We start from the raw sequence: 12,277 nt of genomic DNA, 5'->3' as shown, positions 1-12,277 counted from the left end.
ATAACGAAGCCTGTTTAAAAAACAGGCTTCCCGTCTCCTTCTCAGGATTTCGTTTTAGACGCTTCAACCGTGAACTCATTGGCGCAGGCAAAACCCCGCAGCCCGCCGACCAGCACGGACATCAGCTGCGTCCCGACCTGCTTTTCAGTCAGACCCACGGTGTTTAACAGGTCGAAGATTTCACGCGGGTCAAACAGGATATTCCACAGGAATACCGCTTTATCGCCGATATCAGGCAGATCCATCTCCGCCATCGCTTCACGCAGCGGCGGACGCAGGGCATCTGCCTGCACCAGCAGGTATTCCGCCCCTTCCCATAAACGTTCCAGATAGCCACGGCGGTTACGCATCGGCACCATCGCCGCGCCGCGCTCGCGCACCAGCTTGATCCAGTAGCGGCTCACCTTCTCCAGCTTCAGCAAACCAGCGCACTGCTGATTCTGACTGTAATCCAGCAGCAGTTGCCCCACTTCCTGGCGATAGGTGTTGAGCACTTCTTCAACCGATGTGAACTGGCGATAAGCCGTGGCGACAGAAACGCCCGCTTCCGTCGCAATCTCCGTCATACTGATCGGCGTTTCAGATCGCTCGAACAGCCTTGCCGCAGCCTGGATCAGGTTTTTGCGGTTTCTTTCGGTATCACTGCGCATCGGTTTTCCTGTCATTGTAGCTTTTACATCCCGGTACATGGGTTAATTCAGTCCTGCAAGGCCGTGTCGAAGGCGTCGAATCCCTTCGCTGATGGCGTCGCTGCCTGCCGCATAAGAGAGGCGCAAATGCCCCTCTCCCGCCGCACCAAACTCGCTGCCAGGCCGCACGGCAATCCCCTGTTCACGCAGCAGCGCCACCATATCAATCGCCGGGATCGGCAACGAATAGGAAGGGAAACAGTAGAAAGCGCCTTCCGGTTCATTCAGGGTCAGTTCCGGGATGGTCGCCAGGCCTGCCATCATCAGCACGCGGCGTTCACGGTAGACATTATACATTCGTTTTACGTCATCCTTACACTCGGTCAGCGCTACCAGCGCAGCCCGCTGTACAGCGCTGTTTACGGAACCATTCACCGTATTGTGTACGCGTGCAGCGGCTGCAATCATCGCTACGGGGCCGGAAAGATAGCCGACGCGCCATCCCGTCATGGCATAGCTTTTAGAGAAAGTCTGACAGAATAACGTGCGCCCGGCAAAGGCAGGCACCTGTAATACCGAGGTGAAAGGACGGTCGGTGAAGACCAGATCGCTGTAGGCTTCATCCGCAATCACTAACGTATTATGGCGATTTACCAGGCGACCCAGCGCTGCAATCTCTTCCGCGCTGTGAACAATCCCGGTCGGGTTGCCAGGGTTACAGAAGACAAACAACTTCGCCCCTTCCAGCGCCTTATCCAGACCGTCCAGATCCCAGTGCAAATCGGCACGGCACGGCATCGGCACACAGGTCCCTCCCGCCATATTCACCAGGTCGGCATACAGTGAATAGGTCGGGTCCGGGATCACCACACGATCCCCAGGATTCACAATTGAGAGGATCGCCGCGGCCAGCCCGGCTGTGCCGCCGTGTGTGACCAGGATTTCGCCCGCTTTCACCGTGTTGCCGCTTTGCGCGGACACTTCGTCAGCCAGCGCCTGGCACAGCGCTTTATCGCCGAGCAGCGGCGCATAATGGGTATAACCCGTTTGCAGCGCCTCAACGGCGGCCTGGATAATGCGTGGCGGCGTGTCAAAATCCGGTTCCCCCATCGCCAGCGAAATCATATCGCTGTTGGATGCAGGTTGCTGCACGCGCAGAGAGGTCCGTTCGATACGCAGCACGGCTTCAGCCGCTGTAAATAATTTAGAAGACATCATTCACCTATTCGTCAAAGTTAACAGGACTGTTCACGTTCTGCCAGGCAGTCTGCGGGTGCATTTTTCCAGCGGCTCAGCTCAATATCGCCGGACACATCACGCAGCAACGTCGGTGCCACAATCAGTTCTTCAATTACCGTGCGCGCAGGCAGAGCAGCACAAAGCAGGATGGCTTCTGCCACGTCTTCCGGCTGCACCATATGGTCACGCACGCTCTGTGACGGTGGATTAGCGCGGTTATCCATAATCGGCGTGTTCACTTCACCGGGGAGAATGCAGGTCGCGCGAATGCCGCCATTACGGAAGGTATTGTGCAGATACGTCATAAAGTTACGCACCGCCGCTTTTGCCGCGCCGTAAGCCGCGCCCCCCAACAGATTAGGCCGCAGCGCAGCCAGCGAAGAGACGGTGATAATGGTGCCGTTGTTGCGCGCCAGCATTCCGGGCAGCAGCGCCTGCGTCAGCAGGAAAACGGCTTTCATATTGACGTCCTGCACTTCATTCCACTCGGCTTCGTCTATCCAGCGCGCATTCAGCGTTTTGCTGGCGCTCCCGGCGTTATTCACCAGGATTTCAACTTCACCCACTTCAGCCTGCGCCCAGGTAACCAGCGCCTCGACCTCGCTCTTCTGGGTAATATCTGTCGCCCGCACCCAGGCTTCTCCGCCGTGCTGGCGCAGCGTGGCGGCCACATCCTCCAGCACCGCCTGCCTGCGCCCGACCAGCACCACGCGGGCACCGCGCCGGGCAAATCCCGCTGCTGCTGCTGCACCGATACCGCTGCCCGCACCGGTCACGATCACCACTTTTCCTGCTAAATTATCCATGCTCAGTCCCTCTTCAGTTCGTCAGGATTGACGCCGTAATCACGTATCGCGCCCGCCCGGGTAATGTAGCCTTCCTGCAAATCCCACAGGATGGCCTGTTTATCGCGCTGGTGAACCGGCATTTTGCCGCCACCACCGGGCATCTGAATGGTGATTTCATCCCCCGGTAACACGTCATGCCGCCCCACCGGTTTTGCCAGTGATTCGCCATTAATCGCCACGAAGTTGCATGCGCCTGCCGCTGCTCCCAGCACCCCTTCTGCGGCGTGTTTCTGGCGCGAATAGAACATGCTGTGCGTCAGCGTATGCTGGCTGGTATTGCGGATCACCATGCGCTGCGCCACACCGCCGCGATAGCGCCCGGCACCGCCGGAATCCGGCACAATGGCTTTTTGCATAAACAGCAGCGGCGTGGTGGACTCCATCAGCTCAACGGGCGTGGAAGACATGTTGCCCGGGAACCCGGTGACAATGCCGTCGGCAGAGGGGCGCGCCCCGGTGCCGCCGTTGACGCACAGGCTCTCGACAAAGCGGCGACCATCGTCAAACTGCCCGGCGAACACGTCACAGGTCACCGGCGCACTGCCGGAGTGCCCCATCACCCGCTCAGGCATAATCCCGGAGAGCGCAGTAAAGATGGCCGCGTGTGCCATATGGCCGACGCGGTTGCGCATCTCAACGGCACAGGGTGGCCGCGCATTGGCAATCGAGCCTTCCGGCGCGTTAACGGTGATGGACTTAAAGCAGCCCTCGTTGTTCGGCAGATGCGGTTCAAGCAGGCATTTCAGCGGATAGACGCTGTAGGCGTAAGTAAAGGACATCGGACAGTTACTGCCGAACAGCGATTCTGCCGACGAACCCGCGTAATCAATGGTGATAGTGCTGCCCGCCACGATCACCGCCACATTCAGGTGAATGTCGCCTTCGAAATCACCGATGTCCACGGCAGCTTCATAGCGCCCGTCGGGCACCGCTTCAATGGCTTTGCGCATCGCATTGTCGGTCAGGGCATGAATTTTCTCTGCCAGCGGCGTTACGGACTCCAGCTGGAGGTCGTCCATCAGGCCAAGCAGCCCGTTGGCACCAATCTGGTTCGCTGCCAGCATGGCGTGCAGGTCACCTTCCACCTGGTCGGGTGAGCGAACATTGGCGAGGAACAGATCCAGCAATTGCTGGTTGACCTGGCCTTCCATCATCAGTTTGCTCGGCGGGATCAGGAAGCCTTCTTCGAACATATCGCGCGACGACCCCATATTCAGTGAACCGCCAATATCGGACATATGTGCCGCCGCGCCGGTAAAGGCCACCAGCCTGCCTGCCCGAAACACCGGAGTCACCACGGTGACATCATTCAGGTGCCCGGTACCCAGCCAGGGATCGTTGGTGATCAGACTGTCACCGGGTTTTAACGTTTCCGCCGGGAATTTCGCCAGCAGATGGCGCACCGTGGCGGGCAGCGTGCCGATAAACACCGGGACGCTGGTTTTCGGTTGTGCCAGAGAGCTGCCGCTGGCATCCATTAGCAGACAGGAGTAGTCGCCGACTTCACGAATAATGCTGGAGAACGCCATGTTCACCAGTGTTGCCGCCGCTTCTTCAGAGATACTGACCAGACGATCCCAGGTGATCCTGAGGCTGATCGGATCGTCGAGAAAACGCAGGTTATCGGGGGTGGCTATCGTCATCAGTTCAGCTCCATCAAAATATTACCTTGTTCATCCAGCTGCGCAGACGCCCCTGGGCCGACATAAATTGCACACTCTTTTTCCTGCAACAGCGCAGGTCCGTCGATGGTCACACCGGTGATTAACAGGCTGCGCGGAATGACGCGACAGGTGCTGAAACCCTGCTTGCGTCCCAGGTAAACCCGCAGGCTTTTTTCCCGTGCATCCGGCTCAGGGTGACTGACGCGATCGCTGGTGTTCAGTTTTGGCGGCGTCGTCTGTACATGGCCGCGCCAGTTGACCACTTCGACACCCTGTCCCGGCAGCGTGCGGCCAAAACGCGCCAGATGCGCAGCTTCAAAGGCATCAACCAGCGCCTGCACATCGCCCTGCTGCAGGAAACTGTCAGGCAGCGTTACCGTCAGTTCTGACCCCTGGCCGACGTAACGCACCCCGGCCATTTTTTTCTGGATGGGCGCGCTGGCCGGATCGGCAATGGCGGCGGCCAGCGTGGTCATGGCTTCATCGAAACCTTCAGCAAACACTGCCTGAATACGGGTAACATCCATACCCGGTAACAGACGACAGCGGTCACTGCGCACGAAGTCGGCGCTCGGTGGCGCGGTCAGCAGGCCAAAGGCGGAGTAAACCCCTGCACCGTTGGGGAAAAACACCCGTTTCACATCCAGCTGTTTTGCCAGCGACCAGGCATGGCTTGGCCCTGCGCCGCCAAAGGCCAGCATCGTCATCTGTGACGGACTGACGTTCTTCTCCACGCAGTGGGTGCGCAGCGCTTCGGACATTTTGCTGTTCGCCACTTCATGGATACCCCAGGCGGCATCTTCAATGGTCAGACCCAGCGGATCGGCGATGCGATGAATCGCCTTGCGTGCCGCGTCAACATCCAGCGGCATCCGCCCTCCGAGAAACGCATCAGGATCGAGCAGCCCCAGCACCAGGTTGGCATCGGTCACCGTTGGTTGCTCGCCGCCGCGTGCATAACAGGCCGGGCCAGGCCAGGCGCTGGCGCTTTCCGGGCCGATCTCCAGCAAACCGAGTGAATCCACACGCGCAATGCTGCCGCCCCCGGCACCGATCTCAATCATGTCGACCACAGGCAGTTTGACGGGCAGGCCGCTGCCTTTCAGCAAACGGTCGGCACGGCCTACTTCATAGTCGGTGGTAATCGAGGGTTCGCCCTGGCGTACCACGCAGGCCTTGGCGGTAGTGCCGCCCATATCGAAGGCCAGCACTCTGTTTTCCTGATTCTTGCGGGCAAACGCCGCCGTTGCGACAATGCCTCCGGCCGGGCCGGACTCAATGATGCGCGTCGGATAATCGGCTGCCACCTGCGGAGCCATCAGACCGCCATTTGATCCCATCACCAGCCAGTCAGAGGTAAAGCCCCCTTCGCGCAGCTTGTTTTCCAGCCGTGCCATATAGCGGCGGGCTTTGGGCTGGACAAAGGCATTCATCGCTGTCAGAACGCCACGGTCATATTCGCGGATTTCTCGCGACACTTTGTGTGACACCGAAATGGAGATGCCCGGCAGCTCACAGCTGAGGATCGCCTCGATGCGGTTTTCATGGTCGGGCCAGGCGTAAGCGTGCATGCAGAGCACCGCGACCGCTTCGTACTGCTGCGCACGCAGTTCGCCTGCGAGTGTCACCACTTCAGCCTCGTCCAGCGGCAGGATGACGTCGCCCCGCGCCGTAACGCGCTCGGTGATTTCATAAGCCTGAGAGCGCGGCAGCAGAGGCTGAGCCGGGGCACCATTGAGATCATAAATGTCGTAACGGTATTCGCGCCCCAGCACCAGCACATCGCGGAAGCCGCGCGTCACCACCAGTGCGGTTTTCGCGCCACGACGCTCCAGCAACGCATTAATTGCCAGGGTGGTGCCGTGGGTGATGGCGTGTATATCACCAGCGTGTAACCCCGCCATTTCCACCAGTTGAGTTAGCCCGGTGTAAGCACCTTCGGAAGGATCTTCCGGCGTCGTCAGAGTTTTGTGGCGCAGGGCATCACCTGTCACATCATTCAGAAGCACCAGATCGGTGAAGGTGCCACCAATATCAAACCCTATCCGCCAGGGGGATGCGTTTTTCATTATTCACCTCGAAATCCAGAGAGTTGGCTTAGTGCTGCTTACTCAGCTCTGAGTGGCTGACCTGCTGTTTCTTTCAGATAGAGTGCGCTGATCAGGGTCAGTGCGGCGGTGAAGATCACCATATAACTCGGAATGCTGGCGATGCCGGTCATGCCGATTAACCAGGTCATCAGTAACGGTGCCGACCCGCCAAAAATTACGGTGGAGAGGTTGAAGCCGATGCTGTACGCGCTGTAGCGCACATTGGTCGGAAACATTTCAGCCAGCGTGGCCTGAATCACCCCAGCATGCCCGGCAAAGGCGAACGCCAGCAGCATGGACGCCATACAGGCCAGCGGCAGCATCCCGAGTGTCAGCAGCCAGAAACAGGGCCAGGCCAGCACAGCCATCGCAATGGCGGAAGCAATCAACAGTGGTCGGCGGCCGAGGCGGTCAGAGAGCCACGCCATTAATGGAATGGCACCCACAATGGTAAGCAGGCCGCAGGCGGTGACCATCAGGCTTTGGATCTGCGTGAAATGCATCACCTTGTTGAGATAGGTCGGCATATAGACGAACAGGATGTAGTAACCGGGACCGTTCACCGCCGGAAGCGTGATCGCCAGCCCAATCGCTTTCAGATGGCGCTTAGAAGAAAGCACCTCGCGGATCGGGTTACGTACCACCCGTTTGCTGGCTTTCACCATCTGAAAGTGAGGCGTGTCTTCAATGCGGGTACGAATATAGACGCCGATCAAGGCCATCGGGATAGCCAGCAGGAACGGCACGCGCCACAGTCCGTTGTTCACCGCATCAATGCCAAAAACATTGATCAGTCCGCTGATCAGCAGGCTGCCAAACAGCAAGGCAATAAATGATCCCATCACCAGCGGTGACATCACCACGGCGCGACGATGGTCTTCCGCATATTCCGCCACAAAGGAACCGGCACCCGAGACTTCACCCCCGGCGGAGAACCCCTGCACAATACGCAGGAGGATCAGTAACGCTGGAGCGGCCCAACCGATGCTGTTGAAGTCAGGCAGTAAACCAATGGCGGCCGTCGCAAGGGAAATCATCAGTAACAGGATCGCCAGCAGTTTCTGACGCCCTATTCTGTCGCCCAGATAACCGCAGATCACGCCACCGAAGGGACGAACAATAAAACTTACCGTAAAGCCAACATAGGTCAGCATCAGTCCGGCATCCGTGGTGTTCATATCACTGGCCGAGAAAACCAGCACCAGCGAACTCACCAGCAGGCCATAAATGCCATAGTCATACCATTCAACAAAGGAGCCAACGCCACCAGCAAGTGATGCGCGGCGCACGACATTGTTCTTTGTTTCCCCATCCTTTGGCAAAGCGTAATCCATTGTCATTGCATGTGATTTCGTCATTGTTTTGCCCTGGCAGTCTGTGTATTTACCCGGTTGTTACCCCTGAACGGGGACGCTTTTTACTGATAATTCTGGGTGACTTCCGCCGTCATGGCCGCTTCACGGCGCGCCACTTCCTGCACGGCAACCAGCACCGCTTCTGCACGCCAGAAAGGGATAACGATGATGCCGTCAGCATCGCCGACCACAATGTCTCCGGCGCTGCACACGACACCGCCGATGGCCACCGGCTCGCCAATCACGCCAGGGCCATTTTTATACGGTCCGGCAGGCGTTGTGCCACGGCAGAACGTGGGTAATCCCGTTGACTCAATCACTTTGCGGTCACGCACGGCGCCATCAATCACCTGAGCGACTGCCCCGGCATGCTGGAAGCGCTGAGTGAGCTGTTCCCCGACCAGCGCACGGTCAAGGTGCCCCAGCCCGTTGATCATCATCACGTCACCCGGTTGGATGTGATCAAGCGAGAGGATGACGGCGGCGTTATCCCCGGCAGTGACCAGCACAGGAAAAGCAAAGCCGACGAAGTCGGTATTGCTGCTGACAGGCACGATGCCCGCATCACACATACTCAGCCTTTCCATCGCATCGCCAATATTGGCGACAGGGAATGCGGAAAAGGCAGAAAGCCATTTTCTGTCCGGGCGCTCCCAGGACGAAGAAATACGCACATCGGCAGTTTCAAGCGACATAATCGTTAACCTTTAAAATGAAAAATCCGTATCAAGTGAGAATCTTTTATCACTTTAAAAATTCCAATGACAATCATTTTTTTAACAGAATATTCATATTTGAAATTATGGCAAAAACAGACTAATCAGAAGTTACGGCAAGAAACAAACCTGCAACCAATTGTTTTGTATTCATTTATCAAGAAAGTTCACGGCATGCCATGTTGTGAAGAAAGGTTTTTTTTTAAAAAAAATGCGTAGCAACGCGAATATATGACTTTCTTATGCTGACTTTTGAAGTGGTGCACAAAAATAGTGCTTAGCGAAGAATTAATATGATGATTATCACAATAATGGTGCAGGGAGATGGAAATAATAAATTCAAAATAATAAGTAGTCCGACATTTCGACCTTTTCTATCGTCTCAATATTGGGCTGCATGCACAGTAATGGTGCTATGGCTTTTGGTGGCTGAAAGTCTGGCTACAGGTCTGAAGCCATTAGGATCTGGCGTACGGGTCGATCATCTTTTTCGATCGACCTGTAAAACAGGGGCTGCACCCTGCTCAACATCACGGGCAGACCGTGAAAAAGGTCTGCCCCTAAGGGGTCTGAGTTGTTTTCGGGTTGGGTGTTGACGTTGAGGCAGCATCCAGCCACGTTCAGCGCAGCAGCGCAACGCGCTCCAGATAACTCAGGCATAACAGCTCCAGTTGCCCCGCCAGGCGATCCACATCCTGCTGCTGAGGATCGCTTTCCAGCAGCAGGCGTATCGGCCCGACCAGCGCGCCAATAAAGACAAACGTCACCGCTGCCGTATCGGCAAACCGCCTGTCGCTGGCACTGTCGAGCATCGTTTCCAGCGCCCGGCGATTGCGCGCTTCCACCTCGCGGACGTAGCTGCGCGTATCCAGTTCGCTGGCGACGGCATACAGCGCCGCCGATTCGTGCAGGTTCTCGGTTTTCACCTGCATAAACACGCTGACAATATGTTTCACCATCACTGCCAGAGGCTGGCCCTGCACGGATAACGCGGCAGCTTCCATCGTATGTACCAGCTTTTCCAGATGCCGCTGTAACAGCGCAAACAGCAGCGCCTGCTTTTGTGGGAAATACTGATACAGCGTCCCCACCGACACGCCAGCCCGCTCGGCCACGCGGATCGTGGTCAGTCTAGGCAAACCTTCTGCCAGCAAAACCTGAATAGTCGCCTCGAGGATCACCTCAACGGTGGCCTGCGAACGCGCCTGCCGCGGCTGTTTCCGGGCCTTAAGCCCGCGTGCGTTGTCGTTAAGCATATGCGAATTCACAACCTGAATAATTATTCGTATTTTATTGGAACACCTTACGGTTTTTTCTACAACCTCGATCAGGAGCCTGACAATGACGATAAAAAATGCCGGAACATACGTACTTGGCGACCGCGTAGTCACCCGCATGGGTTATGGTGCGATGCAGCTGGCGGGTCCCCATGTTTTCGGGCCGCCGCGGGATCGCCAGGCCGCCATCGCCGTGCTGCGGGCGGTGGTGGAAAGCGGGATTAATCATATCGATACCAGTGATTTTTACGGCCCGCACATCACCAACCAGCTGATCGCCGAAGCGCTGCATCCCTATGCGGATGACCTGACGATTGTCACCAAAGTGGGTGCCGTGCGCGGCAGCGACGGTTCCTGGAACCCGGCGATGTCCCCTGCGGAACTGAAAAGTGCGGTGCATGATAACCTGCGCAATCTGAAGCGGAAGGTGCTGGATGTGGTTAACCTGCGGCTGATGTTTGATATGTTCCAGCCCGCCGAAGGGGATATTGAGGCCTCGCTGACCGCGCTGGTTGAATTGAAAGAACAGGGACTGATTCGCCATATCGGGCTGAGTAATGTCACAGCAGCCCAAATCGCCCAGGGGCGCAGTATCACGCCGATCGTGTGCGTGCAGAATATGTATAACCTCGCCCATCGTCAGGATGACGCGCTGATTGACCAGCTGGCACAAGACGGCATCGCTTTCGTGCCCTTCTTCCCGCTCGGCGGCTTCTCGCCGTTGCAAACCGCCGCACTGAGCGAGGCGGCCGTTGCCTGTGAGTCCACCACGCTTCAGGTAGCGCTGGCGTGGCTGCTGCAACGTTCACCCAATATCCTGCTGATCCCCGGCACCTCAACACTTGCTCACCTGAAGCAAAATCAGGCGAGCGCACAGCTCGAACTGCCGCCAGAAGTGCTGGATTCATTAAATCGCATCGGTTAGTTAAACAGCGACTTTACTATTTCCTGCAAAACTTGCCCGATATCGTGAAATAGATATCGGGCAAGCCCCTTTAGATCGGGAAAAAAACGGCAAAATGTAATACAACAACATCTTTACTCATTCGCTAGCAGAACTGACTGCCTCTCATCGTGGCATCAGAATACGTGCAGAAAGGATAAGGGACGATGTTGAAGGTGGTATCTGAAATCTGGAAAAGTTTTTCAGGTCATGTCGATCTGGCTGTAGGTATTTTCACTCTGACCGGCGTTGTTCTGAGTCTCTTCGCGCTTTTTTACAGTGCCAGATCGGCGAATGCAGGCAGAGTGAGTGCTCGGGCTGCAAAAGAAGCGGCTAAAGCGGCCAAAGACAGTGCCAGGATTGCACAGGAAGCGCTGGACCATGCGCGCAAAAGCAGTCGCCGTGAGGAATTTACACGGCTCTTTAATCAGCACAACACCCGGTTGGATATCGTCAAGACGTTCCTCGACGGGAATGAGGGTGCCGGATGGTTGAAAACGCTTACCGAATCTGTGGATCACCATGCAGCCTTCAATCTGGTGCAAACACACAGTGTTTTCAGCCCCTATATGCGCATACTGCATCAGCTCCTTAAGCATATCGACGATGATGTTGATGCTACGCCTGAGGAGCAGAAAAAAGATTACGCCCTCGTTCGCTCTCTTATCCACAATGAAGTGCTTTTTCTGATTGCCGTGAATACCAGCTATGTTATTGAGGATGGCGCAGAGAATGCGTATGCAGACTATCAGCGACTTCTCCAGCGGATCGATTTTTTCGAACACGCCCAGTTTTATCATGTCCTCCCAAGGGATGTCACTGATGGCAAAACTATCATTGATGATTCCTCTCGCTCAGCGTTGTCTGCCTTAAAACAGCAGTTCAATCATCTTATACGGATGGATAAAAACGTAAGCTGTCACGCAGAGGAAGTCATGTTCCACGTCCCAGTCATTCTCGCCTGTATCTTCGATAATCCGTGGCATGCCGCTTCCAAAAACTGTATCGAAAAATTTATCCATTCCATAGTGCCGACCTTTGAAGTGGTTAAGGCAAAATTTTTGGGAAATTACGCCAGAAATGTAGATGTTGCTTATATGTTCGGTAATATTATCGGGCGCTATGCGGTGCCCCTATCGGCCGATCTAATGGTTTCTGATATCAGTAAAAATAATATTACTCAGAAAGATCTGGACAGCTTTCCGGTTGCCAATGAGGCGTTTATCCGCTCAGCGGTTGCAGATTTAAAAACTGGAAAGCAGAACCCGGCAATGGAGGCATTCTACTGCAAGCTTATTGACCACCGCGTTTATCTCAGTTCTCCCTCTGATTTTGAACAACGTGCTCAGGACTTTTTGAGCTGGATTGGACATCTGCAGAAACTGGAAGAAGGCCATTTTACGCCACAGGTACAGGCAGAAGTGCAGCACTGGCAGAGTTTCCGGGATAATGTCCTGCTGCACCGACTGGCTTAACGCTACAATCGGGAAAAATGATAGGAAAGCCCTGGCAGATT

10 protein-coding genes are annotated in these 12,277 nt (G+C 55.9%); 2 read left to right on the top strand and 8 right to left on the bottom strand.

Annotated elements, in window-relative coordinates; genetic code table 11:
• Window positions 1-41: 41 nt before the first annotated feature.
• From ACFL9S_RS06125 to ACFL9S_RS06090, 8 genes are all read right to left on the bottom strand, one after another.
• Window positions 42-650 carry a TetR/AcrR family transcriptional regulator gene (locus tag ACFL9S_RS06125; RefSeq protein WP_405260942.1) on the bottom strand — a complete coding sequence of 203 codons (609 nt, stop codon included), beginning with the start codon at window positions 648-650 and terminating at the stop codon, window positions 42-44.
• A gap of 42 nt (window positions 651-692) precedes the next feature.
• The gene (locus tag ACFL9S_RS06120; RefSeq protein WP_405260941.1) at window positions 693-1,847 is read right to left on the bottom strand and encodes a pyridoxal phosphate-dependent aminotransferase; all 1,155 of its coding nucleotides are present in this window, start codon (window positions 1,845-1,847) and stop codon (window positions 693-695) included.
• A 17-nt stretch (window positions 1,848-1,864) separates the two neighbouring features.
• Window positions 1,865-2,674: an SDR family oxidoreductase gene (locus tag ACFL9S_RS06115; RefSeq protein ID WP_405260940.1), complete on the bottom strand. Its 810-nt coding sequence runs from the start codon at window positions 2,672-2,674 to the stop codon at window positions 1,865-1,867.
• Between the two features lie 2 nt (window positions 2,675-2,676).
• The gene (locus tag ACFL9S_RS06110) at window positions 2,677-4,359 is read right to left on the bottom strand and encodes a hydantoinase B/oxoprolinase family protein (protein WP_405260939.1); all 1,683 of its coding nucleotides are present in this window, start codon (window positions 4,357-4,359) and stop codon (window positions 2,677-2,679) included.
• Window positions 4,359-6,449 (bottom strand): hydantoinase/oxoprolinase family protein, encoded by a 2,091-nt coding sequence (locus tag ACFL9S_RS06105; protein WP_405260938.1) that lies wholly within the window; start codon window positions 6,447-6,449, stop codon window positions 4,359-4,361. The genes ACFL9S_RS06110 and ACFL9S_RS06105 overlap by 1 nt, the downstream gene beginning before the upstream one ends.
• 38 nt (window positions 6,450-6,487) lie before the next feature.
• Window positions 6,488-7,828: an MFS transporter gene (locus ACFL9S_RS06100; protein WP_405260937.1), complete on the bottom strand. Its 1,341-nt coding sequence runs from the start codon at window positions 7,826-7,828 to the stop codon at window positions 6,488-6,490.
• 59 nt (window positions 7,829-7,887) lie between these two features.
• Entirely contained in the window at window positions 7,888-8,520 is a 633-nt protein-coding gene (locus tag ACFL9S_RS06095) for an RraA family protein (protein WP_405260936.1), read from the bottom strand.
• Window positions 8,521-9,161: 641 nt separating this feature from the next.
• Complete coding sequence (locus ACFL9S_RS06090; protein ID WP_405260935.1) at window positions 9,162-9,797, bottom strand: TetR/AcrR family transcriptional regulator; 636 nt, start codon at window positions 9,795-9,797, stop codon at window positions 9,162-9,164.
• 85 nt (window positions 9,798-9,882) lie between these two features.
• Between ACFL9S_RS06090 and ACFL9S_RS06085 the strand changes: the two genes are divergently transcribed.
• Together ACFL9S_RS06085 and ACFL9S_RS06080 are read left to right on the top strand one after the other, a co-directional pair.
• Window positions 9,883-10,743, top strand: a complete 861-nt coding sequence (locus tag ACFL9S_RS06085; protein WP_405260934.1) for an aldo/keto reductase family oxidoreductase — start codon at window positions 9,883-9,885, stop codon at window positions 10,741-10,743.
• A 185-nt stretch (window positions 10,744-10,928) separates the two neighbouring features.
• Entirely contained in the window at window positions 10,929-12,236 is a 1,308-nt protein-coding gene (locus ACFL9S_RS06080) for a hypothetical protein (protein WP_405260933.1), read from the top strand.
• The last annotated feature ends 41 nt before the right edge of the window (window positions 12,237-12,277 follow it).

Source organism: Erwinia sp. AnSW2-5 (assembly GCF_045107195.1).
In the GTDB taxonomy this organism is placed as follows: Bacteria; Pseudomonadota; Gammaproteobacteria; order Enterobacterales; family Enterobacteriaceae; genus Erwinia.
Note: the sequence above shows the minus strand (reverse complement) of the source record. Positions and strands in the feature narration are given on the sequence as shown.

Coding starts and splice junctions, on each gene's coding strand:
- ACFL9S_RS06125 (WP_405260942.1), bottom strand. CDS start 650: ATGCGCAGTGATACCGAAAGAAACCGCAAAAACCTGATCCAGGCTGCG.
- ACFL9S_RS06120 (WP_405260941.1), bottom strand. CDS start 1,847: ATGATGTCTTCTAAATTATTTACAGCGGCTGAAGCCGTGCTGCGTATC.
- ACFL9S_RS06115 (WP_405260940.1), bottom strand. CDS start 2,674: ATGGATAATTTAGCAGGAAAAGTGGTGATCGTGACCGGTGCGGGCAGC.
- ACFL9S_RS06110 (WP_405260939.1), bottom strand. CDS start 4,359: ATGACGATAGCCACCCCCGATAACCTGCGTTTTCTCGACGATCCGATC.
- ACFL9S_RS06105 (WP_405260938.1), bottom strand. CDS start 6,449: ATGAAAAACGCATCCCCCTGGCGGATAGGGTTTGATATTGGTGGCACC.
- ACFL9S_RS06100 (WP_405260937.1), bottom strand. CDS start 7,828: ATGACGAAATCACATGCAATGACAATGGATTACGCTTTGCCAAAGGAT.
- ACFL9S_RS06095 (WP_405260936.1), bottom strand. CDS start 8,520: ATGTCGCTTGAAACTGCCGATGTGCGTATTTCTTCGTCCTGGGAGCGC.
- ACFL9S_RS06090 (WP_405260935.1), bottom strand. CDS start 9,797: ATGCTTAACGACAACGCACGCGGGCTTAAGGCCCGGAAACAGCCGCGG.
- ACFL9S_RS06085 (WP_405260934.1), top strand. CDS start 9,883: ATGACGATAAAAAATGCCGGAACATACGTACTTGGCGACCGCGTAGTC.
- ACFL9S_RS06080 (WP_405260933.1), top strand. CDS start 10,929: ATGTTGAAGGTGGTATCTGAAATCTGGAAAAGTTTTTCAGGTCATGTC.